The organism is Dietzia aerolata, assembly GCF_014144865.1.
Lineage (GTDB): Bacteria > Actinomycetota > Actinomycetes > Mycobacteriales > Mycobacteriaceae > Dietzia > Dietzia aerolata.
This window is the reverse complement of record NZ_JAALDM010000130.1, coordinates 1-22,467: the sequence shown is the minus strand read 5'-3', so window position 1 is coordinate 22,467 and position 22,467 is coordinate 1. Positions and strand designations below refer to the sequence as shown.

Here is a 22,467-nt window from a genome sequence, read left to right as displayed (position 1 = left end):
CGCCAACGCCAACGCCAACGCCAACGGCGATGCTGGCCCTCAGGAATCGGCGGCGCGGACTCCCAGCAATGCGTCCACGGCGGTGGCGATGGCGTTGCCGGCCGTCGGGTCCGCCGAGTCCCCGTCCAGCGTCGCCGCCGCCCAGGAGTCGATCACCGCAAGCGCGCCCGGGGTGTCGAGATCGTCCGCCAGCCGCTCCCGTAGGGCCGCGATCGTGGGGCCGGCCTCGGCGCCCGCGCCACGCTCGATCGCCCTGGTCCAGGTCCCGAAGCGCTCACGCGCCTCCTCGAGGACCTCGGCCGACCACGAACGGTCCGTGCGGTAGTGGCCGGTGGCCAGGCCCAGCCGGATGAGCGCCGGGTCCACGCCTTCCTCGCGGAGTGCCTGCACGCGGACGAGATTGCCGAGCGACTTGCTCATCTTCACGCCGTCGAGGCCGATCATCGCAGCGTGCACGTAGAACCGGGCGAAGGGGCGCTCGTCGGCCGCGGCCTCGGCATGCGCCGCGGAGAACTCGTGGTGCGGGAAGGCCAGGTCGCTTCCGCCGCCCTGAATGTCGAAGCCGAGACCCAGCCGGTTGCGGGCGATCGCCGAACACTCGATATGCCAGCCGGGCCGTCCCTCACCCCAAGGCGAGGGCCACGAGGGCTCACCGGGTCTCTGCACTCGCCACAGCAGGGCATCGAGGGGATGCTCCTTGCCCGGTCGGTCCGGATCGCCACCACGTTCCGCGAATGCGGCAGCCATCTCGTCGTCGTCGTATCTTGATTCGTAACCGAAGTCCGGCGTTGCACGATGGCGGTAATACACGTCGGCGTACTCGTCGACTGACGGGTCGATCCGGTAGGCATGACCGCGGTCGATCAGTTCGGCGACCATCTCCACCACCTCGTCGATGGTCTCGGTGGCGGCCACATACTGCTGCGGCGGCATGATCCGCAGTGCCTCCATGTCGGCGCGGAAGCGGTCCGTCTCCGCATCACCGAGCTCACGCCAGTCCACCCCGTCGCGCTCGGCCCGCTCGAACAGTGGATCGTCGACATCGGTCGTGTTCTGGACGTAGTGCACCGCGTGCCCCGCATCGAGCAGCTGGCGATACACCAGGTCGAAGGTCAGGTAGGTCGCGGCGTGGCCGAGATGGGTGGTGTCATACGGAGTGATCCCGCATACGTACATCCGGGCGAGGGGCCCCGCGTCCAGGTCGCGGACGGCGCCCTCGGCGGTGTCGAACAATCTCAGGGGAAGACCGTCGCCGGGAACCGAGGGGACGACAGGCGAGGACCACGAGTGCATGAGGGCGAGTCTAGAGACTTCGGCGATTCAGAAGAGCGGCCAGGGTAAGGGGTAGCCGGGGCCGGGGACGGGGAATCTGCCGTCGGCGAGCAGGGCCTCGAGGCGGTCTGCCAGCGCGGCGATCTCGTGCGATGAGAGCAGTAGCCCCAGATCCGCCGTCAGGTCGGCCTCGTCGGACAGTTGCCGCGCCAGCGCCGACAGTCCCTCGACCTCACCCCCGTCGAGGGGCTGGCCGGCCCACCCCCACAGGACGGTGCGGACCTTGGGCTCGGAGTGGAAGGACAGGCCGTGATCGATCGCCCACGTCCGGCCGGACTGATCCACCAGCACGTGGCCGCCCTTGCGGTCGGCGTTGTTGATCACGTGGTCGAACAGGGCGATCCGGCGTAGCCGTTGATCGGTGTCGTGCGCGACGACCACCTCTTCGCCCCGGGCGCCCTCGCCCCGCAGCACGACGGCTCGGCCCTTCGGCACGGCATCGACCGGGTGCACGTCCACGGGGTCGGGGGTGCCGGAGTCTGAGGGCTGCCGTTCGTCGACCCAGCGCTGCGCCATGCCCTTGCCGCCGGGGCCGTGTGCCGTGACGGTCTCGGGCACGAGATCCCAGCCCAGCGACGCGGAGACCGTGTATGCCGCGACCTCCCGCGCCGCGAGGCTGCCGTCGGGAAAATCCATCAGGGGCCGCTCCCCCGCCGACGGCTTGTAGACCCAACTCTCGTCGTGCTGATCCACGCAGCGATAGACGGCATTGCTTCCGGATCGGATCCGATGAACGACGGTCAGCTCGGGTCCGTCGGAGGAGGTGGTCACGGGTCGACGAGTTCGGTCAGCTCTTCACCGGACCGGGGCCGATATCCGTTCAGCCGGATGCACAGGTGGCCGGTGGTGTCGATGGGCTCCCCGCACAACGGGCACGGCTCACGTCCCGCCGAGACGACCTTGTCGCTGCGCAGGACGAACTGTCGGGCACGGTCCGGCGTGAGGAACACCCGGAGTGCGTCCGGGGCGTCCTCGGAGTCGGACAGGACCACGGACTCGTCGGTGGCATCAGGGTCGATCGCCAGCAATTCGACCACCACCTGGCCCTTGTCGCCGTCCCACCCGAGTCCCATGGTGCCCACGTTGAACTCGGGATCGACGGGCATCTCGAGGGGGTCGAGATCGTCGACCGTGCCCTTCGCCGGGGGAACCGGGATGTCGGACTTGGACGCGATCTCGTCGAGCAGGTCCCCCATCCGGTCCGACAGGATCTTGGCCTGCTGCTTCTCGCAGCGGACGGTGATCGTTCGCCCGGACTCGGAGGCCTGGACGAAGAACACGCGTTCGCCGGGCTCCCCGACAGTGCCCACCACGAACCGGCTCGGGTCGCGGAACTCGTGGACTGCCCTGCTCATGCCGGTCGACTCCTCGTATCGGTCTGGAACTTCATGGTGGTGATGGTGCGGTCCATCAGGTTACGTTCCCTCCCGGAACCGCATCGGATTCGGAGTGTCCGGCCGTGGGCTTGTCCACCTGACCGGCCGGGTTACCTCGCAGACCGGACAGGTCTCCGCCGGTGTCATTGACCCGCAGGACGAAGGGACGGTGCGGTGTGTACCGCACCACCGACACCGATGCGGGTTCCACCACGATGCGCTGGAACTGGTCCAGATGCATTCCGTACGCATCCGCCAGCACGGACTTGATCACATCCCCATGGCTACACGCCACCCACAGCACATCCTCACCGGCCTGCTCAGCCAGACGCCGGTCGTGGCGACGCACCGCGTCGACGGCCCGTGAGGCCATCCCGGACAGAGACTCGCCCTCCGGGAACACCGCCGACGACGGATGCTGCTGCACCACAGACCACATGTGCTCCGAGGACAGGTCCTTGAGGGGGCGTCCCGTCCAGCTTCCGTAGTCGACCTCGACGAGCCCCTCCTCCACCATCGGCTCCAGACCGAGTGCCTGCGCGAGCGGCTCCACGGTCTGGCGACACCGCATCAGCGGTGACCGGACGATCGCCCCGACCGGCAGGCCGTCCAGACGCCGGCACAGGGCAACCGCCTGGGACAGGCCCAGCTCGTCCAGGCCGACCCCGGGCGTCCGACCGGCCAGCGTGAGCGCGGTGTTGGCGGTAGAGCGGCCGTGTCGGAGGAGGATGACGGTCATAGCAGGCAGATTACCGACGCCGCGCGACTACGGCAGAGGGGCGCGGTTGATGCGCGTGTGGCAAACGGATCAGGTCGCGGGGATGATGCCGGCGGCGAGCAGTCCCATGACCAACAGGCCGAGGATGACGCGGTAGCCCGCGAACCATGCCAGGGAATGTTTCTGGACGAACTGCAGGAACCAGGCGATCGCGGCATACCCGACCACGAAGGCGATCGCGGTACCGATCAGCAACTGCGCCCAGCTCGCGGACTGGCCGACGGAGGGGTCGAATGCGTCCGGGAGGCTGAACAATCCCGAGGCGAGGACAGCGGGAATGGCGAGCAGGAACGAGAACCTGGCGGCTGCCTCGCGGGACATGTTGAGGAACAGGCCAGCGGAGATGGTGCCACCGGAGCGGCTCACGCCCGGGATCAGGGCGAGGCACTGTGCCAGGCCCATCACGATCGCGTCCTTCATGGTGAGCCCCTTGAGCTGCTTCGGCTCCACGGGGCGGTCCTGCTTGCCCATCTTTTCCGCGAGGAGGAACACGAACGAGAACAGGATCAGCACGATGGCGGTGATCCACAGATTGCGGGCCGCGTCCCGGATCAGATCCTTGGCGAGCAACCCGATGATCCCGATGGGGATCGAACCCACGATCACAAACCACCCGAGTCGGTAGTCCGGGTCGTCACGTTTGTCGGCATTGAACAGCCCGCGGAACCAGGCCACGATGATCCGGACGATGTCCTTGAAGAAGAACACCAGGACCGCGGCTTCCGTGCCGAGCTGAACGACCGCGGTGAACGACGCCCCCGCATCCGCGCCGAACCACCAGGTGGAGAAGATCCGAAGGTGCCCGGATGAGGACACCGGCAAAAATTCGGTGAGCCCCTGGAGGGCCGACAGCACGATGACCTGGAGCCAGGACATCCCTTCCACAGCTGGTTCGGCGAGGACCGTGGTGTTCACAGTGCGGCCTTTCTCGTAGGTGCGAGGTTTGGTGGTGCCGGCACGCATCCACGTGTGACCGTCTCATCGATCACCCGCGCCTGCCGCACGCCGTGAGGGTAGTCGCCCGGACCTGAACGGTGCCGGAGGACGTGCGTGGTGGACAATAGGGCGCGTCGAAAGGAACACCGTGACCCGTCGTGTCCTCCGCCGATCAGGCGTACCCGCCGCACTTCTCGCACTCGTCGTGGGACTGTCCGGCTGTTCATCTGCCTCGGATCAACTCGACGAGACGCAGCTCGCCCAGGGCAACGCTGCTCCGGCGGAGTCCCCGCAGGTCTACGAGCCGGAGGGCGGAGAAGTCGTCTCGGTTCCCGGGACGGTGCGGGCGCTCGTGGCCGTCGGCGACCGGGTTGCCGCGCAGACCACGTCGCCGTCCACCCTCGAGATCGGTCGAGTCGAGGGAACCCGGTGGATCCCCGAGGAGACGGTCGAATTGCCCGATGATGTGGGCGCCGCCACCGCGGGCGACGACGGATCGATAGTCGTCCCGTTTGCCGACGGAGTGGTGCTGGTGACGCCGGAGGGTGAGAGCCGAACGCTCTCGGGACTCGGGCCGGTATCCGCTGCCGCTGTCACCCCGGAAGGCGACCTGATCACCGGCACCGAAACCGGCGAGGTGGTGTTTCGCGATGCCGAGGGGGTCGAGAAGAGTCGGCTGGCAGGACTGACCACGGTCAGCGAGATCGCCGTGGCACCGGATGGATCGGTCACGGCGTTGAGTCGGCCGGACACCGTCGTCGCCTCGGTCGACCCGGCCGAAGAGGTCGCGGGACCGCTCCTGCGTGCCGGTCGCGGTGCGGGGATGATCGGCGACCTGGGCGAAGGATCTTTGGTCGCGTCCGACACGGTCGGTGGAACCCTGCTGGTGTACTCGACGTCCCCGGTGCGGCTCCATCAGCAGTTCCCGGTCGCGCCGGCTCCGTGGGCGGTGGCGCAGGACTCCTCCTCGGACTCGATCGTGTGGGTCACGTCGACCGCCACCAACACCGTGCAGGCGTACGATCTCGGCGATGGGATCGGTGTCCTCCGAGCCGATATTCCGACCGTACGACAGCCGGACGCCCTGGCCGTCACCGAATCCGGCACCGTGGTGGTCGGGTCGGGTGATGGCGCCGGGCTTCACCTGATCCGACCGACCCTGACCGACCCGGCCGGCTGATCGACGCCGACCGCAGACGTCTCACCTGAGGAGAATCGTGTACGCACTGCTCAAGAAGGTGCTGTTCCGCTTTCCCGCGGAACGGATCCACCACCTGGTCTTCGGGCTGCTCAAGCTCCTGACACTGGTCCCGCCTCTGGGCACAGTCGTCCGCCGCGTCCTCGGCGTGAACGATCCGATCCTCGCTCAGAACATCCTGGGCCGCACGTTCCCGGGGCCGCTCGGTCTGGCCGCCGGGTTCGACAAGAACGCCGCGGCGGTGGACTCGTGGGGGGCGATCGGTTTCGGGTTCAGTGAGGTGGGCACGGTCACCGCCTCCGCGCAGCCCGGGAACCCCACTCCCCGCCTGTTTCGGTTGGTGGAGGACAGGGCGATCCTCAACCGGATGGGCTTCAACAATCACGGGGCGGGAAACGCGGCCAACAATCTTCGTCGGCGACGCACGTCCGACCCGGTGGGGATCAACATCGGCAAAACCAAGGTCGTCCCGGCCGAGGAGGCCATCGGGGACTACGTGGCGTCCGCGACGATGCTCACCGGACTCGCGGACTACCTCGTCGTCAACGTCAGTTCTCCCAACACCCCGGGACTGCGTGACCTGCAGGCCGTGGAGTCGTTGCGTCCCATCCTCACCGCGGTCCGCGACGTCGCGACCATTCCGGTCCTGGTGAAGATCGCGCCCGATCTCGACGACGACGACATCGACGCCGTCACCGATCTCGTCCTGGAACTCGAACTCGCCGGGATCGTCGCCACCAACACCACGATCTCCCGAGACGGACTGCGGACCTCAGCGTCCACCGTCGAATCGCTCGGGGCCGGAGGCATCTCCGGCGCACCGGTCGCGGCCCGGTCCCGCGAGGTGCTGTCCCGCATCTACGGACGGGCCGGCGGGAAAATCGTCATCATCTCGGTCGGCGGAATCGAGAGCCCGGAAGACGTCTGGGACCGCATCACGCACGGTGCGGACCTCGTACAGACCTACACCGGCTTCATCTACAGCGGTCTCGGACTGCTCGGGGGCACGAACCGACTTGTGGCCCGGCGACTGCGCCAGGCCGGGTTCTCGACGTTGGATCAAGCCGTGGGTTCAGCAGTGCGCTGATTGTCAGCGGTACACGATGGCCGGCCGTGGGTGTGGGTCCCACGACCGGCCATCGTTCGTCTGGAGTCCGGTGTCAGCGCTCGGCGCTCACCGCTGGGATGTCACTGCTCGAACAGTCCCGTGACGCGCCCGCGGGCCAGTCCCTGCCCGAAGAGGTTGAAGCCGACGAAGGCGCACGAGGCGTCGTCGCCCAACTCGAGCACGTCGCCCACCGCGTGGACGGCGAGGATGTAGCGGTGCGGGCCGTGGCCGGCCGGCGGTGCCGCGCCCACGAACCCCTTGAAGCCGGCGTCGTTGCGCACCACCACGGCGCCCTCGGGAAGGCCGGAGGTGTCCTCGGCGGTGCAGGCGCCCTCCGGCAGCGACGTGACGTCGGCCGGGATGTTGGCCACAGACCAGTGCCAGAACCCCGACGCGGTGGGGGCGTCCGGGTCAAAGACCGTCACGACGTAGCTCTTGGTGCCCTCCGGCCCGGCGCTCCAGCTCACCTGAGGGGACTTGTCCTGCCCACCGGAGACGCCCATCACGCCGCCCAACTGTGCGGCGGAAAGCGTCGCGCCCTCGGCGAAGGACTCGCTCGTCACCTCGAGCGCGGGCAATTCCGGAAGGGCGGTGTACGGGTCAGCAACTCGAAACTCGGTCAACGTGATCCTCCTGGTGCGTCCTCGGATCCGGAGCGTGTCTCCGGCCGTTCAGGTCCCTGTCTACCAGCGCTGACCGCGAAACGTCGGGCACGCGCGGCCCCCGATTTGTACCCCGGATCAGGCATCGGCTAATGTCATTCCTCGCACGGCCAAGCCGGAAAGTTCCGGTGAAAGCCCGCAAGTGTGCAAGCGCGAGTGGCGGAATGGCAGACGCGCTAGCTTGAGGTGCTAGTGTCCTATTAACGGACGTGGGGGTTCAAGTCCCCCCTCGCGCACACTGTGTCGAGACAGTAGAAGGGCCCCGGATCCTGAAAAGGATCCGGGGCCCGCTCTCGTTTACGGGGTCAGTCCTGGGTACCCGATACATGCGGGAAAGCCGATGACCAGACCTGATCCCCACCGGACGCATTAGCCCTAGGGTTGAGTCGGACGACCGTGTGGCACTTGCTCTCGATCCACCGGGCACTGCCGGGACGGTTCAGCCGCCACGAAGTCACTTCTGGGAAGGTCGGGCCGATGCCCCCACGTGCAAAGCCGGTAGCTCAGCAGTCGCTTCTGGACCGCCTCCGGGAACTTCTCGCCGACGAGACGATCACCGACGAGAAGTCCATGTTCGGCGGCGTGTGCGTGATGGTGCGGGGCAAGATCCTCGTGAGCGCCGGGAAGGACGGCTCGCTGCTCGTGCGGGGGGCCACCGAACGCCACGACGAGCTGCTCACGCGTGCCGGCGCGTCGCAGGCTGAGATGGGTGCGGGCCGGGACATGGGCCCGGGCTGGATCTCCATATCCGCCCCCGCACTGGAGGATGACGCGACGCTGGAAAGCTGGCTCGACACCGCGCTGGAGCACAATCGCGCGGCCGCGGACGGAAGGCGATGACCGAGCCGGCCCGCCCGCGCGCCGGAGTCCGTCTCGCCGATGGCCTCGCCTCGGTCCTGGCCACCGCGGCCCGGGCCGTTGACCGGATTCTCGATATCGCGGGGGTGGCGCCGCCCCGCCTGCACCTCCCGCGGGAGGTCCGCGATGACCTGCACGCGATCTTCGGCGACACCGTTGACCCGGACGCCATCGTCATCCGCCGCGGACACGTCCCGGGGATCCCCCACCCCAGAGCTTTCGCGCTGCCCGGCCTGATCTATCTCGGCAAAGACCCGGGCGTCGTGCACCGGGTCTGCGACGTGCAGGGCCGCACAGCCGCACACGATGCAGACGAGGCAGCCCGCCCGAGTGATGCGAAGTGGCCGGCGGGTACGGCCCGACCCTGTGCCACCCCGACGCTTGTCCACGAACTCGTGCACATCTGGCAGGGACGCGTCATCGGCCCGCGGTACGTGCTCCTGGCGCTGGTCGAGCAGGTCAGGTTGGGACGGCGTGCCTATGACTGGCGCGTCGCGCTCACGGCGAACCCGGCCCTGATCGCCGGGATCCAGACCCAGGTAGCCGGAATCCAGACCCCGATCGCAGGAACGCCGGCGCCGGGCCCGGAGAGCCTCGGGTTCGAGGCCCACGCCCAGCTGGTGTCCGAGGCGTACGCCCGCCGCGTCGACCAGTCCGGCCCCACCGGGCTACGAGCGCAGGGATCGCGGACCGATCAGGAGCGTGCCATGGACGCCGCGCTCGCCGGGCTACGAGCGGGAGACGTCCCACCCGAGACCGGGCGGAGCGTTTAGCGCTTGGCGTCGTCGTCGTCGTACCGTGTCCTGGTGACCGGCATCGATCCCGACGACTTCGACACCTTCCACCGCGTCCTCGAGCAGGCGGCCGCGCTGGAGTCCGACCACCCCGATTCGATCCGGGTGCAGCGGTCGGTGGGCCACATGTTCAAGCTCCTCAAGAAGGCGCGGCGCGCCGAGGTGCGACGTGAGCGGCAGGAGGCGGACAAGGCGGTCATCGAGGCCACCGCGACCGGCTCCCCCACCCGAATTGACGACGAGACCGCCGGGATCCGGCTGGTCTCCAACACGCCCGGTGCGATCGCCGGCCACCTGCAACGTGCGATGGCCTGCTACGTGTGCAAGCAGCGATTCACGCAGGTCGACGCGTTCTACCACCAGCTGTGCCCGAAGTGCGCCGCCGCCAACCGTGCCCGCCGCGACCCGGCCATGAACCTCACCGGCCGCCGCGCGTTGCTCACCGGTGGCCGCGCCAAGATCGGCATGTACATCGCGCTGATGCTGCTGCGGGCGGGCGCGGACGTCACGATCACCACCCGGTTCCCGCGCGACGCCGTGCGGCGGTTCGCCAAGATGGACGACTACCCGGACTGGGCCGACCGCATCCACGTGATGGGCGTGGACCTGCGGGATCCCGCCCAGGTGGTGGCGCTGGCCGACGAGGTCGCCGCCGCCGGGCCGCTGGATATCCTCATCAACAACGCCGCGCAGACCGTGCGCCGCTCCCCCGGCTCCTACTCCGGCCTGGTCGAGGGCGAGAACGCGCCCATTACCGGCCGCGCCGCCGAGGTGCCGATGGTGACGATGGGGCGCACGTCCGAGCTGCATCCGGCCGCGCTGATGGGCGGCGAGTCCGCGCTGATCGGCCACGACGAGGCCGAGCGGGAGGCCGACCACATCGCCGCCCTGGCGCTGCAGGCCGGGTCGTCGTCGCTCGAGCGGATGGCCGCCGGGACCGCGATCGACGCCGGCGGGCTCCTGCCGGACGTGGTGGACCACAACAGCTGGGTGGCCACCGTGGAGCAGGTCGAGCCGATGGAGATGCTCGAGGTGCAGCTGTGCAACTCGGTGGCGCCGTTCATCCTCGTCTCCCGGCTGCGCCCGGCGATGGCCGCCTCCGCCGCGCGCCGCAAATACGTGGTGAACGTCTCCGCGATGGAGGGGCAGTTCTCGCGCCGCTACAAGGGCGCCGGCCACCCGCACACCAACATGGCCAAGGCCGGCCTGAACATGCTCACCCGCACCTCGGCGGAGGAGATGTTCACCGAGCACGGCATCCTCATGACCGCCGTCGACACCGGCTGGATCACCGACGAGCGCCCGCACGTGACCAAGGTCCGGCTGCACGAGGAGGGCTTCCACGCCCCGCTCGACCTGGTGGACGGTGCCGCCCGCGTGGTGGATCCGATCGTGCGCGGCGAGGCCGGCGAGGACCTCTACGGCTGTTTCCTCAAGGACTTCGAGCCGAGCCCGTGGTGAGCGACCCGACCGCGTCGGGTGACGCGCCCGTTTCCGGTGACCCCGGCCGGGCCGTCCAGCAGATCCTCACCACGCAGCTGTTGCCGGCGCTGCGCGCGGCAGTGGCAGATCTCGGCGGAGATTCCGACGAGTCGCTGGTCCACACGGCGCCCACCGCCCACGACTCGGGGTGGCCCACCAACACGGCGGCGGCGCTCGTCCACCACCTCTGCGGCGTGGTGACCTCGTGGGGCGCGGCGTGCCTGGGCGGCGAGGCGGTCGACCGCGACCGGACCTCGGAGTTCGCGTACTCCGGGCCGGTCGGTCCCGAACTCGACCGTCTCGACGCGCTCGTCGCCCGCCTTCCCGAGTGGACCGCCGCCGCGTTTGTCCGAGGCGAGCTCGCCCACCCGACGGGCACGGCGTTCGACGTGGACACCGCCCGGCGTTCGGGCACGTTCACGATCGACTGGGTCCTCGCCCACATCCTCCACGACGTCGCCGGACATCTCGGCCACCTCGAGCTGACCCGCGACGTCCTCCTCACGGGCCTCTACAGGCGATGAAACCCACGCCCGTCCTCCTCGACTGCGACCCGGGGATCGACGACGCCCTAGCGATCGCCTACCTCGTCGCCCAGCACCTGGCCGGGCGGATCGAGTTGGTCGGCGTGGTGTGTACCGCCGGCAACGTGGGACTCGACGACACCGTGGCCAACGCCCTGGCGTGGTTGGACCTCGCCGGTGCTCCCCCGCTGCCGGTGTGTGCCGGGGCGGCTGGTGCGAGCGTGGTGCCGCACGTGTTCACGCCCGAAACCCACGGCCCCCGGGGCGCGGGGTACGCCGACCTGACGGTCGGAAAAGACCATGGGACGACGACAACACGGGCCCGGCTCGATCCCCGCAGTGGTGCCGGGCTCTGGGTGGACTCTGCTCGCGAACATCCCGGTGAGCTGGTCGCGGTGGTGACCGGGCCCTCCTCCACCCTGGCCCAGGCATTGGTGCTCGAGCCGGGGCTGCCGGGACTGGTGTCCGAGCTCGTGGTGATGGGTGGCACCTTCCGTGGGCATCCCGGCAACACCACGCCGACCAGCGAATGGAACGTGGACGTCGACCCCGAGGCCGCCGACGCCGTGTGCCTCGCGTGGGAGCGCGCGCGGTCCGCCGCCCCCGACGCCTCTTTCTCACAGGTGTCGGCGCCCCTGTGGTGCGGACTGAATCTGACGGAGCAGGCGCTGTGGACTCCGGCGCACTCGGAGCGGCTGCTCGCCACCTCCGACACCCCGCTGACCCGCGCGCTCGTCGACGCCCTGCGCTTGTACTTCGAGTTCCACGACTCCGTGGGCGAGGGTTATCTGGCGCAGGTGCACGATCCGTTCGTGGCATGGCTCGCACTGCATCCGCACCGTGTGGTGGCGGAGCAGAGCCACGTTCGTGTCGAGTGCCGCGGCGAGCACACCCGGGGCATGACGGTCGAGGACAGGCGCGGGCAGCGGGGCCACGTGCCCAATGCCCGGATCGCGACCGCAGTCACGCTCCCCGGTGGCCCGCCGGCGGTGGTCGACGAGGTCCTCGCCGCGATCGCCTCGTTGGGCTGAGCCTGAGGACCGGCCTGCACCGCTGAGCGCGCACCCGAGTCGCCGGACTTGCCGTGCAGGACCACGGACATCAGGGCCGTGGGTGCCCAACGGGCAGAACTAGAACCGGTGCTAGGCTCCTTCGGATGTGCGCGGTCCCGGTTCAGGAATGTCGCGCGCACGTTGTCCTCTCTTTTTTCACAGCCCGGGAGATTCCATGAGGTCGGTCGCTGCTGCTCTGCTCGTCGCTGCGGGTGGGGCCGTCGTCGCCGGCGTGAGCGCCAGGCGTACCGCGGTGACGCAGGGGCGCGCCGAGCCTCTGGCCGACACGGTCAGGGATGCCCTCACCACGGCGCGTGCACAGGTGGATCGCCGTCTCCGAGTTCTCGCGGACTCGATGCCGGAGTTCGCCGGTGTACGTAGGCCGGCGGGTGTGCGCGTCGGCACTCCGGCAGCCAATGGGTCCGGCAGTGGCTTGCCCGATTCCACGGCGGGAGTCGCCGAGTCCGTGGTGTTGACGGACGGCTCAGGAGGTCAGGCATCCGGACTTCGACGTCCGGCCGGTGCCCGTGGCTTTGTGCCCGCTCTCGAGGGCATCCGAGGGCTCGCCGCCGTGGGAGTCATGACCACACACATCGCGTTTGTCACGCGGTCCTCATATGGCTCGCCCGTCAAGAGGATCTTCGGGCGGCTGGACCTGGCCGTGGCGGTGTTCTTCGCCAAGTCCGGCTTCCTGGTCTGGCGGTCGCATGCGCGTCACGCATGGGAGGACAAGCCCGGAACGGCGAGAACCACCGGCGATTTCTTGAGGTCGCGCGTCGAGCGGATCATGCCCGCCTACGTGATCCTCGTCGGGGCCGCGATGCTGCTGCTGAAGCAGAACCACGTCAACGGTCCGGTCACGTGGCTGCTCAATCTCACGCTGACGCAGATCTACACGCCGAAGTTCCTCGTCGCCGGCCTCACGCACGCCTGGTCCCTGGCCGTGGAGATGGCTTTCTACGCGGCCCTGCCCCTGCTCTGGACCGCCATGCGGAACCTTCGGGGCAACTCGGCCGGATGGCGCATTCCTGCGATCTTAGCCTTCGGGGCCTCCGGCCTGGTGTTCCCGGCGATCCCGTGGGCGGCCCTTGGCATCATCCCCGCCGAGGTGAACCTGCAGATCCTCCCGCCCGCGTTCACCGCGTGGTTCGCTGCCGGGATGCTCCTGGCGGAGATCGCCAGTGCGCCCCCCGGCACGCTCGTGCGGATGTGTCGCGACACGATGGCCCGGTGGGGCTGGTGGATCGCCGGTGGAGCAGCCCTGGTTGCCACAACCGTCCCGGTCTGGTTCTCGGAGGGTTTCACCCATCCAGGACCGGTGGAGTTCGCCGCGCGCACCGGTCTGGCCGGCGGAATGGCGTTCCTCGTCCTGGCCCCGGTGGTTCTTGCGCCCGAGGGGGCCAGATTCCCGGTGCTCGAGTCCGCTCCACTACAAAAGCTCGGAACCTGGTCATACGGGATATTCCTGTGGCACCAGCTGATCCTGCTTGCCGCATTCCCGGTGACCCGGACCGCCCTGTGGGACCGGCGTATGCACGTCATCTGGCCCGTCACCGTGGCCGGGTCGATCGCGGCCGGTGCGGCCAGCCACCATTTCCTCGAGGAACCCGCCCGCAAGGCGCTCGAACGTCCCTGACCGGACGCCGGAGCCCCCACCCCTTCCCAGGCCTCCACTCCCCCGAATCTGACGTCCCGAGAAATCTTTTTCGGCGGACCTGTCGATCTGGGGTATCCCGTTCGTCAAGATGATGTCGGCGCACCTGACGCGACCGACGATCGTCACCGACGACCAGGAGGTCGACATGAAGTATGTACTGCTGATGTTCGGGAGCATCGAGGACGCTCGCTGCGGCGAGGCGGATGAAAACGGTGTCGAGGAAGGGCCGGGTCCGGAGGCGTTCATCGAGTTCGACGCCGAGCTGTCCAAGGCGGGAGTCCTCGCCGGCGGCTTCGCTCTCGAGGACCCCGACACAGGGGTCTCCGTCACCGCGCCCGCAGGCGGCGGCGAAACCGTGGTGACCTCGGGCCCCTACGCCGAGAGCCGAGAGTTCGTCGGTGGGACGATCGTCGTCGATGTCGCGGACATCGACGAGGCCCTGAAGTGGGCGGCGCGCTGTCCGGGGATCCACGGGGGCAGGGTCGAGGTCCGCGCGATCGCGGAGTACTGATGACGGGCGGTCGGCTGTCGGGCGGTAACGGGGAGGACGCCGGCCCGCGTCCTGGATGCCGACGGCCGCTACCTGGTTCATGAGCTGTGCCTGGTTCCGGATGACCTGGACGAGGACATCAAGACCACGATCCGCAAGGATCTCGCCCGCTCGATCCGCGTCAACGCCCGCCCGCTCACCGTGTCCGAGTGGAGCGAGCTCTTCAACGCCGCCGGGTTCGACGTCGAATCCGCCGAGATCCGGCCCATGGGTCTGCTGAAGCCCCGCCAGATGATCGCCGACGAGGGCATCGACGGTGTCGCAAAGATCGTCTCCAACCTGGTGCGGGATTCCGATGCCCGCAAGCGCGTCCTGGCGATGCGCAAGACGTTCACCACCCACGACAAGCACATCGCCGCCGTGGGCTTGGTCCTACGCAAGCGCTGACCCAACACGGGGCCCCGCCCCGGTGGTGAGAGCTCCGCCAGACACGCGAAGACGGTCTCCCCGCTCATGCGGGGAGACCGTCTTGTGTCGGTGAGCGACCGTACGGCGTCTGGGCCGTTAGGAGTCGAAGGCGTCGATGATGGACTGCGCCGCCAGCGCGGCGGTCAACGTCCCCTCACGGAGCTGACGCTCTACGTCTGCAGCAACACTGCGGACATCCGGGTCGGCCTCCAGTCGTGCCATCAGCGTGTCGTGGACCATGGACCAGGTCCAGTCGACCTGCTGTCTGGCGCGACGGCCGGCGACCTCGCCGATCTTCTCCATCTCGGACTGGTGTGATTGCACGGCCTCCCAGAAGCCGTCGAGTCCCTCGCCCTCCAGACCGGACATCGTCAGAACGGGGACCTTCCACACGGCATCCGCCGGCCGCACCAACCGGAGCGCCGCACCGAGTTCACGTGCCGCCCGCTTCGCGTCCTTGATGTGCGGACCGTCGGCTTTGTTGACCGCCACCACGTCCGCGAGCTCCAACACACCCTTCTTGATGCCCTGGAGCTGATCGCCGGTCCGGGCCAGCGTGAGGAATGTGAAGCAGTCCACCATGCCGGCGACGGTGACCTCGGATTGGCCGACGCCGACGGTCTCCACGAGGATCACGTCGAAGCCGGCGGCCTCGAGAAGCACCATTGACTCGCGGGTCGCCTTGGCCACCCCACCGAGGGTGCCGGACGTCGGTGACGGCCTGATGTAGGCCCGCGGTTCGGTCGACAGCGTGGCCATGCGCGTCTTGTCACCGAGGATCGATCCGCCGGTCCGGGTCGACGACGGGTCGATGGCCAGGACGGCGACCTTGAGTCCCTTCTCCACGAGGTAGAGGCCGAAGGACTCGATGAACGTCGACTTGCCGACCCCCGGGACACCGGTGATCCCGATCCGTAGTGCACCGCCGGAGTGCGGTAGCGCCGCCAGCAGTAGCTGCTGGGCCTTCTCCCGATGGGTCGGGTTGGTGGACTCCAGCAGCGTGATGGCCCGAGCAAGAATCGGACGGCGATCCTCCAGAACTCCGGCCAGCAGTGCGTCGACGTCGATCTCACGCCGCGGTCGCGGTCCGGTCGCCGCGGGAACCGGACCGCGCACCGCACCGGTGCCGAGCGTGGTGGACAAGCTGCCCGAGAGATTCCCCGACCCCGCGGGGTCGGGTCCGGAGCCGAGGCGGGTCAGGACCCCACCTCCGTGCCGGCCTCCTCGCCCGAGGAACCCAGCTCGTAGCCCAGCTCGTCGGCGAGATTGCCGAGCAGCTCGATCGCGGCCTCCGCGATCACGGTGCCGGGCGGGTAGATCGCGGCCGCACCGGCGTCGTAGAGCTCCTGGAAGTCACCCGGCGGAATGACGCCGCCGACGGTGACCATGATGTCCTCACGACCAACCTCGGCCAGCGCCGCACGCAGGGCCGGGACCAGCGTGAGGTGGCCGGCCGCGAGCGAGGAGACACCGACGACGTGCACGTCGGCATCGGCGGCCTGCTGGGCGACCTCCTCGGGAGTCTGGAACAGCGGACCCATGTCGACGTCGAAGCCGAGGTCGGCGAACGCCGTGCCGACGACTTTCTGACCGCGATCGTGGCCGTCCTGGCCCATCTTGGCCAGCAGGATGCGGGGACGACGCCCCTCCTGCTCGGCGAACGAGTCGGCCATCTGCATGGCACGGGTGACGTTGTCCACGGCGCCCTCCTTGGTGACCTCCTGCCGGTACACACCGGACAGGGTCTTGATCTCCGCCTTGTGACGACCGTAGACCTTCTCCAGTGCATCCGAGATCTCACCGATGCTGGCCTGTGCCCGGGCGGCGTCGATCGCGAGCGCGAGCAGGTTGTTGTCCAGATCGCTGCTCGGTCCACCTTCCGCGGCCGCGGTGAGGCGGGAGAGAGCGGCCTGGCAGGCATCCTCGTCGCGCTCGGCGCGGAGCTTCTCGAGCTTGGCGACCTGCTCGGCCCGCACGCGGGAGTTCTCGACCTTGAGGACCTCGATCTCCTGGTCCTCTTCCACGACGTACTTGTTGACGCCGATGACGGGCTGGCGGCCGGAGTCGATACGCGCCTGGGTGCGGGCCGCGGCCTCCTCGATGCGCAGCTTGGGGATGCCCTCGCCGATGGCCTGGGCCATGCCGCCGGCCTCCTCGATCTCGAGGAGATGCAGGCGGGCCTTGTCGGCGAGCTGCGCGGTGAGCCACTCGATGTAGTACGAACCCGCCCACGGGTCGATCGGACGGGTGGTGTTCGACTCCTGCTGAAGCAGTAGCTGGGTGTTTCGGGCGATGCGAGCGGAGAAGTCGGTCGGCAGTGCCAGCGCCTCGTCGAGCGCGTTGGTGTGCAGCGACTGCGTGTGGCCCTGCGTCGAGGCCATGGCCTCGATCGCCGTGCGTGCGACGTTGTTGAACACGTCCTGCGCGGTCAGGGACCAGCCCGAGGTCTGCGAGTGGGTACGCAGCGACTTGGACTTGGCGTTCTTCGGATCGAACTTCTCGACGAGCTCGCTCCACAGGAGGCGACCGGCGCGCAACTTGGCGATCTCCATCGAGAAGTTCATGCCGATCGCCCAGAAGAAGGACAGACGCGGGGCGAACTTGTCGATGTCGAGACCGGCCTCCAGACCCGCCCGGATGTACTCGACGCCGTCGGCGAGCGTGTACGCCAGTTCGAGATCGGCCGTCGCCCCGGCCTCCTGGATGTGGTACCCGGAGATCGAGATCGAGTTGAACCGCGGCATCTTCTGCGAGGTGTAGGCGAAGATGTCCGAGATGATCCGCATGGACGGCTTGGGCGGATAAATGTAGGTGTTGCGGACCATGAACTCCTTGAGGATGTCGTTCTGGATGGTCCCCGCGAGCTGCTCCGGCGTCACCCCCTGCTCCTCGGCGGCCACCACGTAGAACGCGAGGATCGGCAGCACCGCGCCGTTCATGGTCATGGACACCGACACGGCCGACAGATCGATACCGTCGAACAGCTCGCGCATGTCCAGGATGGAGTCGATCGCCACGCCGGCCATACCGACGTCACCCGCGACGCGGGGATGATCGGAGTCGTAGCCACGGTGCGTGGCCAGGTCGAACGCGACCGACAGGCCCTTCTGGCCGGCCGCGAGGTTGCGGCGGTAGAAAGCGTTGGACTCGGCGGCGGTCGAGAAGCCGGCGTACTGGCGGATGGTCCACGGCTGGTTGACGTACATCGACGGGTACGGCCCACGCAGGAACGGGGCGGCACCGGGCACGGTGTCCAGCGGGAACGGGGTAACGGTCTCGCCGTCGTCGGTCGCCGTGGTGCCGGCTTCGACACCGTCGCGGTCGGCCTTGGTGTAGACCCGCTTGACGTCGATGCCCTCGGGGGTCTCCCAGACGGCGTCAGCGGCGGAATCAGACGCGGTCGCGGTCGCGGCGGCGTCCACCTCGGCGTCTGCGGTCGCGGAGCCCTCGCGGAGTGGAGCGGTACTGAAATCGGGGAAGGTCGTCATCTCACTTCACTCCCAGCTGGTCGAGGAGGGTGGACAGGGCGGCGACGGCGTCGATACCGAGGCCCAGGAACCCGTCGGGACGGTCGGTGGCATCGGCCGGGAAACCCTTCTCGGCTCCCGCGACGTAGACGGTCGACACACCGGCGGCGCGGAGCGCGGCGACGGCGTCCGAGCCCTCGGTGGCGTAGCGCTTGTCGCCGCCACACAGCACGGCGATCTCATCACCCTCACGAGCGTCGGCGTACTGACCGGCCTCGGTGACACCCGGGTTGCGGGCCTCGATGCCGCCGGCAGCGAGAAGGTTCGCGATGAAGGTCACGCGGGGCGTGGTCTCCGCCTGCGGGCCGAGACCGGCGAGGAACACGGTCGGCCGCGATCCGGTCGCCTCGAGGTGGGCATCCGAACGGTCACGCAGGTTCTCGAAGGCCAGACCGTAGCGGTAGCCCTCACCACCCCGACGGGACTCGTCGAACGCCGGTTCGCCGAGATTCGGGAACTCGGAGACACCGGTGATCGGCGCCTTGCGGTGCGCGATGTCGGCATCGCGTGCGTCGCGCACCCGCGCGATCGCCTCGGCCACCGAGCCGGACGCGATCGCCTCGGACAGGCCACCGCCGGCCTCGACGGTCTGCAGGATCGACCAGGCGGCCTCGGCGAGTGAGTCGGTGAGGGACTCGACGTACCACGAGCCACCGGCGGGATCCACGACGTGGCCCAGGTGGGACTCCTCGAGCAGCAACAGCTGCGTGTTGCGGGCGATCCGGTCGGCGAACGAGCGGGACGTGCTCTCGATCCCGCCCGGGACCGAGGCGTCGAACGGCAGGACGGTGACGGCGTTGGCGCCGCCGACACCCGCGCCGAAGGCCGCGAGCGTGGTGCGGAGCATGTTCACCCACGGGTCACGACGCGACATCATCGCCGACGAGGTGACCGCGTGCTGCGGGGCACCGCCGGCCTCCGGAGCGCCGAGCAGCTCCGCCGCGCGCGCCCACATGAGACGGCCCGCGCGGAACTTGGCGATCGAGGCGAACTGGTCATCGGTGGCCGACAGTCGGAACGACACCTGACGGAGCGCGGTCTCGGCGGACATCCCCGCCGAGATGAGCGCGCGGACGTACTCGAGTCCGGCCGCGACGGCGTAGGCGAGTTCCTGGGCATCGCCGGCGCCATCGGCGTGGAACACCGTGCCGTCAGCGACGAACGTGCGGAGGGTCTCCTCGCGCTCGGAGACGCGGGCCGCGAGGCGCACGGCGGCATCCAGGCCGATGGAATCGGTGCCTGCGTAGGCGGCGGTGACGGGAGCGGCCCCCAGGTCGGCGACCACGGCGGCGCGGTCGGTCACCCCGTCGCCGGCGGCGAGTCGCTGATCGAGCAGTCCGAGGAAAGCCTCGGCGACCTCGACCAGGTCCTTCCCTGACTCGAAGGTGACCGGAGCCAGATCGAGATAGACGTCCTTGAGGACGCCCGCGAGGTCGGAGGCCTCGGCGGTGAGCCACAGTGCCGACACGCCCTGCTCGAGCTGATCGAGGATCGCGGTGTTGACCTGCGAGACATCACCGGTCGCCTCGACGCGAGCGCTGACGTGCCAGCCGTTGTCCGGCAGACCGGTCCGGTTGCCGCCGCGAACGTACGGGAATTCGCCCGGTGCCGTCCGCTCCGCGAGCTCATCGGCTCGCGTGTACAGCGGGTTGACCTCGATCCCGTCACGAGTGGTGGCGATCAGCGAACGCCAGGCGTCGTCGGGCATCTCGGCGGGATCCTTGCGGGCGGCCTTCGCGAGGACGGCTCCCACAGAGGCGTACCAGGAGTGAAGGTCAGGACCTGGGGTCGGACTGGTCACCGGTACCTCGTTCTCTTGTGGAGTGAAGGGGGTCACCTCGCGACTCTAGTGCAGCGTCCGAGACGGCAGGAACATGCCTGGCGTGCTGGGGACTCCGAAAGGGGGAAACCGGCCACATCCGAGGGAGCTAGAGTCGTCCCGGTGCGCAGACGGGTGATCGGGTGGGTGACGGCGGTCGTTGTCGTCGTCGTCCTCGCGACCTTCGTCCCCACCCCGGGGCTGGAACAGCTCCGCTCCTGGGCGACCCAGCTCGGCCCGTGGTTCGTACCCGCGTTCTTTGTCGCCTACGCCGTCGTGACCGTGGCGCCGATCCCCCGCTCCACCTTCACCTACTCGGCGGCGGTGCTGTTCCCACCGTCGGTGGCCATCCCCTGGTCCCTCGTCGCGACCGGGGTCGCCGCGGCGCTGGCCTTCGAACTTGTCCGCAGGCTCGGTCACGAGCGCACGGCGGCCCTACGTGCGGACCCCCGCATCGAGCGGGTGGACGTGCGGCTCCGGCGCCGGGGCTGGCTGTCGGTGGGCAGTCTGCGACTCGTGCCGGCGGTGCCGTTCTCGGTCGTGAACTACGCGGCCGCCCTCACCTCGATCCCGCGGCGGCAATTCCTGCCGGCGACCGTGATCGGCAGCGCGCCCGGCACCGTCGCGGCGATCCTGCTCGGGAACGCCCTTACCGCGGGCGAAGGCGGTGCGGCGTTGTGGGCCACGGTCGGATTCGCCGCCGTCGGCGTGGCGGGGATGGTGCTCGACGCACGACTGCCGGTCAGGCGGGATCCGTGACGAAGTCGACCAGGCGCTCCACGGCGCCGAGCAGGGTCGGCTCGATGTCGCGGTAACTGCTCACCGACGACAGGACGTGGCGGAATCCGTCGGCCGGCTCGCCCCACCCCAGGCGGGAGCAGATCCCGGTCTTCCAGTCCTCCCCGCGCGGCACGACCGGCCATTCGCGGATGCCGACTGCGGCGGGCTTGACCGCCTGCCAGATGTCCACGTACGGATGGCCGGTCACCAGGACGTCCCCGCCCAGACCGGCCACGATCCGCGACTCCTTGCTGCCCTCCACCAGATGGTCCACCAGCACGCCGAGGCGGGCCTGCGGGGTCGGCCCGAACTCCGCGACGAGCCCCGGCAGATCGTCGATGCCGTGGAGCGGCTCCACCACGATGCCCTCGACCCGCAGGTCGTGGCCCCAGATCTTCTCCACCAGCGCCGCGTCGTGGATGCCCTCCACCCAGATCCGACCGGCCCGGGCGGTGCGGGCCCGTAGTCCCTCCACCTTCCGCGACCCCGAGGCCGTCACGGTGGGCCCCGTCGCCTTGGCGGGCGCCGGCTTGCGCAGCGTCACCGGCTTGCCGTCGATGAGGAAGGCGGACGGGGTCATGGCGAACAGGCGGACCCGCCCCTTGCGGTCCTCGAGTTTGACGAACTCCCCGTCGTAGCTCCGATCGAAACCCACGACCGCGCCGCAGAAGCCGGATTCGGCGTCCTCCACCACCAGCTCCCGCTCCGCATCCACGACGGGGACCTGGGGGCGGCGACGCCGCGCGGTGCCGGACAGGACGTCGGAGCCGTACATATCAGCCATGGCCCGACACCGTAGTCGGCGCGACGACCGGCGGCGCGATGGCGCACCGGCGGTAGGATCGATCGTCATGTCCCGCCCCCTCACCACCAGTACGGCGCTGTCCCCCGCCTGGGCGCTGCCCCTCTACCTCCTGCGCACCGCGTGGGCGGACCTGCCGTTCGATGACCTGAGCTCGCACGTCAGCGGGCTGGCCGAGTCGAACCTGATGGAGGTCGCCGGGGACCCGGTGCTCGGGCTGGAGGACGTCGATCCCGTTGCCGGTGCGGTGGGGATCCTGCCCGGCATCGTGCGCACGCTGCGCCGGGTGGGTGGCTCCTCCCCGGCCGTCGAGGTGCTCTCGCTCCTGACGACCGCCCCGGGCGACTCCTCGAGCCTTCCGCCCGTGCCGGCGGTGCGTGCCGACGTCGCCGAAGCCGGGTGGGGCGTGCTCATCCGAGATCCGGGCACGCGGGAGGCGCTGTGCCTGACCTGCGTGCGACCGCACCCCGACGTGCTCCGGTGGCGACTACGTGGCGTCGTGGACTGCCCCGTCGCGCCGCAACCGCCCGGCCCGTCCGAGGCGATGTCCGATCTCGGCCGCGCCGTGATGGACGCCGCCGAACTCATCGAGCGATCGGCGTCCGGTGGAGGTGCCGCCGGCCGCGTGGACGTACCTTCGACCGTCACGCGGCTGCCGCCGGGCCTGCCCTCCCGGGTACTGGAACTCGTCGACCGGATCGATCGGGTCGAGGCGATCACCTCCCTGGCGCTGTCCCGGCCCGGCCTGGGCGTCGACGCCGCGACGCGGGAGCCCATCCTCCGGCGCCTGGTCGCGGTGAAGGACGCCGCGCGCCGGTCCGCTG

General features: G+C 69.3%; 22 protein-coding genes and 1 tRNA gene. 13 read left to right on the top strand and 10 right to left on the bottom strand.

Translation table 11 applies throughout. The features are described 5' to 3' along the window. Positions 1 to 39 precede the first annotated feature (39 nt). The 5 genes from mshC to G6016_RS08730 all read right to left on the bottom strand — a co-directional run bounded on the left by mshC (position 40) and on the right by G6016_RS08730 (position 4,362). Complete coding sequence (gene mshC / locus G6016_RS08750; RefSeq protein ID WP_182632272.1) at positions 40 to 1,293, bottom strand: cysteine--1-D-myo-inosityl 2-amino-2-deoxy-alpha-D-glucopyranoside ligase; 1,254 nt, start codon at positions 1,291 to 1,293, stop codon at positions 40 to 42. A gap of 27 nt (positions 1,294 to 1,320) precedes the next feature. After that, positions 1,321 to 2,103: an Rv2133c family protein gene (locus G6016_RS08745; RefSeq protein ID WP_182632271.1), complete on the bottom strand. Its 783-nt coding sequence runs from the start codon at positions 2,101 to 2,103 to the stop codon at positions 1,321 to 1,323. Continuing rightward, a complete protein-coding gene (locus G6016_RS08740) occupies positions 2,100 to 2,687 on the bottom strand; it encodes an Rv2134c family protein (RefSeq protein WP_182632270.1) in 588 nt (195 codons plus the stop codon). Before G6016_RS08740 ends, G6016_RS08745 begins: the two co-directional genes overlap by 4 nt. Positions 2,688 to 2,742: 55 nt before the next feature. Then, the gene (locus G6016_RS08735; protein WP_182632269.1) at positions 2,743 to 3,447 is read right to left on the bottom strand and encodes a histidine phosphatase family protein; all 705 of its coding nucleotides are present in this window, start codon (positions 3,445 to 3,447) and stop codon (positions 2,743 to 2,745) included. Positions 3,448 to 3,516: 69 nt separating this feature from the next. After that, entirely contained in the window at positions 3,517 to 4,362 is an 846-nt protein-coding gene (locus tag G6016_RS08730) for an undecaprenyl-diphosphate phosphatase (protein ID WP_182632288.1), read from the bottom strand. A gap of 208 nt (positions 4,363 to 4,570) precedes the next feature. On the opposite strand from G6016_RS08730, the gene G6016_RS08725 reads away from it, so the two are divergent. Next, a complete protein-coding gene (locus G6016_RS08725; protein WP_182632268.1) occupies positions 4,571 to 5,602 on the top strand; it encodes a WD40 repeat domain-containing protein in 1,032 nt (343 codons plus the stop codon). Positions 5,603 to 5,639: 37 nt separating this feature from the next. Then, entirely contained in the window at positions 5,640 to 6,707 is a 1,068-nt protein-coding gene (locus tag G6016_RS08720) for a quinone-dependent dihydroorotate dehydrogenase (protein ID WP_182632267.1), read from the top strand. A gap of 101 nt (positions 6,708 to 6,808) precedes the next feature. On the opposite strand, the gene G6016_RS08715 is transcribed toward G6016_RS08720, so the two are convergent. Continuing rightward, positions 6,809 to 7,351: a YbhB/YbcL family Raf kinase inhibitor-like protein gene (locus tag G6016_RS08715; protein WP_182632266.1), complete on the bottom strand. Its 543-nt coding sequence runs from the start codon at positions 7,349 to 7,351 to the stop codon at positions 6,809 to 6,811. A 189-nt stretch (positions 7,352 to 7,540) separates the two neighbouring features. Between G6016_RS08715 and G6016_RS08710 the strand changes: the two genes are divergently transcribed. The 9 genes from G6016_RS08710 to G6016_RS08670 all read left to right on the top strand — a co-directional run bounded on the left by G6016_RS08710 (position 7,541) and on the right by G6016_RS08670 (position 14,694). Continuing rightward, positions 7,541 to 7,626, top strand: a tRNA-Leu gene (locus G6016_RS08710). 241 nt (positions 7,627 to 7,867) lie between these two features. Beyond that, on the top strand, positions 7,868 to 8,230 hold the full coding sequence (locus G6016_RS08705) for a TfoX/Sxy family protein (protein ID WP_182632265.1): 363 nt from the start codon (positions 7,868 to 7,870) through the stop codon (positions 8,228 to 8,230). Further along, positions 8,227 to 9,021, top strand: coding sequence for a hypothetical protein (locus tag G6016_RS08700; protein ID WP_182632264.1), 795 nt, complete (start codon positions 8,227 to 8,229; stop codon positions 9,019 to 9,021). The genes G6016_RS08705 and G6016_RS08700 overlap by 4 nt, the downstream gene beginning before the upstream one ends. A 33-nt stretch (positions 9,022 to 9,054) precedes the next feature. Next, entirely contained in the window at positions 9,055 to 10,503 is a 1,449-nt protein-coding gene (locus tag G6016_RS08695) for an SDR family NAD(P)-dependent oxidoreductase (protein WP_182632263.1), read from the top strand. After that, on the top strand, positions 10,497 to 11,048 hold the full coding sequence (locus G6016_RS08690; protein WP_182632262.1) for a mycothiol transferase: 552 nt from the start codon (positions 10,497 to 10,499) through the stop codon (positions 11,046 to 11,048). The genes G6016_RS08695 and G6016_RS08690 overlap by 7 nt, the downstream gene beginning before the upstream one ends. Further along, positions 11,045 to 12,079: a nucleoside hydrolase gene (locus tag G6016_RS08685; protein ID WP_182632261.1), complete on the top strand. Its 1,035-nt coding sequence runs from the start codon at positions 11,045 to 11,047 to the stop codon at positions 12,077 to 12,079. The genes G6016_RS08690 and G6016_RS08685 overlap by 4 nt, the downstream gene beginning before the upstream one ends. 196 nt (positions 12,080 to 12,275) lie before the next feature. After that, positions 12,276 to 13,736 carry an acyltransferase family protein gene (locus G6016_RS08680; protein WP_182632260.1) on the top strand — a complete coding sequence of 487 codons (1,461 nt, stop codon included), beginning with the start codon at positions 12,276 to 12,278 and terminating at the stop codon, positions 13,734 to 13,736. Positions 13,737 to 13,902: 166 nt separating this feature from the next. Then, positions 13,903 to 14,268, top strand: a complete 366-nt coding sequence (locus tag G6016_RS08675; RefSeq protein WP_182632287.1) for a YciI family protein — start codon at positions 13,903 to 13,905, stop codon at positions 14,266 to 14,268. A 180-nt stretch (positions 14,269 to 14,448) separates the two neighbouring features. After that, complete coding sequence (locus G6016_RS08670; protein ID WP_182632259.1) at positions 14,449 to 14,694, top strand: hypothetical protein; 246 nt, start codon at positions 14,449 to 14,451, stop codon at positions 14,692 to 14,694. A gap of 117 nt (positions 14,695 to 14,811) precedes the next feature. Here the strand turns inward: G6016_RS08670 and meaB are convergent, their stop codons facing one another. The 3 genes from meaB to G6016_RS08655 form a co-directional block, all read right to left on the bottom strand. Then, a complete protein-coding gene (gene meaB, locus G6016_RS08665; RefSeq protein WP_338403560.1) occupies positions 14,812 to 15,831 on the bottom strand; it encodes a methylmalonyl Co-A mutase-associated GTPase MeaB in 1,020 nt (339 codons plus the stop codon). An 80-nt stretch (positions 15,832 to 15,911) separates the two neighbouring features. Beyond that, the gene (scpA, locus tag G6016_RS08660) at positions 15,912 to 18,203 is read right to left on the bottom strand and encodes a methylmalonyl-CoA mutase (RefSeq protein WP_182632257.1); all 2,292 of its coding nucleotides are present in this window, start codon (positions 18,201 to 18,203) and stop codon (positions 15,912 to 15,914) included. 1 nt (position 18,204) lies between these two features. Next, positions 18,205 to 20,043, bottom strand: a complete 1,839-nt coding sequence (locus G6016_RS08655) for a methylmalonyl-CoA mutase family protein (protein ID WP_338403559.1) — start codon at positions 20,041 to 20,043, stop codon at positions 18,205 to 18,207. Between the two features lie 141 nt (positions 20,044 to 20,184). Between G6016_RS08655 and G6016_RS08650 the strand changes: the two genes are divergently transcribed. Further along, the gene (locus tag G6016_RS08650; protein ID WP_338403558.1) at positions 20,185 to 20,820 is read left to right on the top strand and encodes a TVP38/TMEM64 family protein; all 636 of its coding nucleotides are present in this window, start codon (positions 20,185 to 20,187) and stop codon (positions 20,818 to 20,820) included. Here the strand turns inward: G6016_RS08650 and G6016_RS08645 are convergent. After that, complete coding sequence (locus G6016_RS08645) at positions 20,804 to 21,625, bottom strand: DUF3097 domain-containing protein (RefSeq protein ID WP_182632256.1); 822 nt, start codon at positions 21,623 to 21,625, stop codon at positions 20,804 to 20,806. The genes G6016_RS08650 and G6016_RS08645 overlap by 17 nt on opposite strands. 67 nt (positions 21,626 to 21,692) lie before the next feature. Between G6016_RS08645 and G6016_RS08640 the strand changes: the two genes are divergently transcribed. Further along, on the top strand, positions 21,693 to 22,467 hold a 775-nt coding region (locus G6016_RS08640), incomplete at its 3' end, for an Rv1486c family protein (protein ID WP_182632255.1).

Excerpts from the sequence above, each read along its gene's own strand:
- mshC (WP_182632272.1), bottom strand. The coding sequence starts at position 1,293 with ATGCACTCGTGGTCCTCGCCTGTCGTCCCCTCGGTTCCCGGCGACGGT.
- G6016_RS08740 (WP_182632270.1), bottom strand. The coding sequence starts at position 2,687 with ATGAGCAGGGCAGTCCACGAGTTCCGCGACCCGAGCCGGTTCGTGGTG.
- G6016_RS08735 (WP_182632269.1), bottom strand. The coding sequence starts at position 3,447 with ATGACCGTCATCCTCCTCCGACACGGCCGCTCTACCGCCAACACCGCG.
- G6016_RS08730 (WP_182632288.1), bottom strand. The coding sequence starts at position 4,362 with ATGTCCTGGCTCCAGGTCATCGTGCTGTCGGCCCTCCAGGGGCTCACC.
- G6016_RS08705 (WP_182632265.1), top strand. The coding sequence starts at position 7,868 with ATGCCCCCACGTGCAAAGCCGGTAGCTCAGCAGTCGCTTCTGGACCGC.
- G6016_RS08700 (WP_182632264.1), top strand. The coding sequence starts at position 8,227 with ATGACCGAGCCGGCCCGCCCGCGCGCCGGAGTCCGTCTCGCCGATGGC.
- G6016_RS08685 (WP_182632261.1), top strand. The coding sequence starts at position 11,045 with ATGAAACCCACGCCCGTCCTCCTCGACTGCGACCCGGGGATCGACGAC.
- G6016_RS08680 (WP_182632260.1), top strand. The coding sequence starts at position 12,276 with ATGAGGTCGGTCGCTGCTGCTCTGCTCGTCGCTGCGGGTGGGGCCGTC.
- G6016_RS08675 (WP_182632287.1), top strand. The coding sequence starts at position 13,903 with ATGAAGTATGTACTGCTGATGTTCGGGAGCATCGAGGACGCTCGCTGC.
- scpA (WP_182632257.1), bottom strand. The coding sequence starts at position 18,203 with ATGACGACCTTCCCCGATTTCAGTACCGCTCCACTCCGCGAGGGCTCC.
- G6016_RS08645 (WP_182632256.1), bottom strand. The coding sequence starts at position 21,625 with ATGGCTGATATGTACGGCTCCGACGTCCTGTCCGGCACCGCGCGGCGT.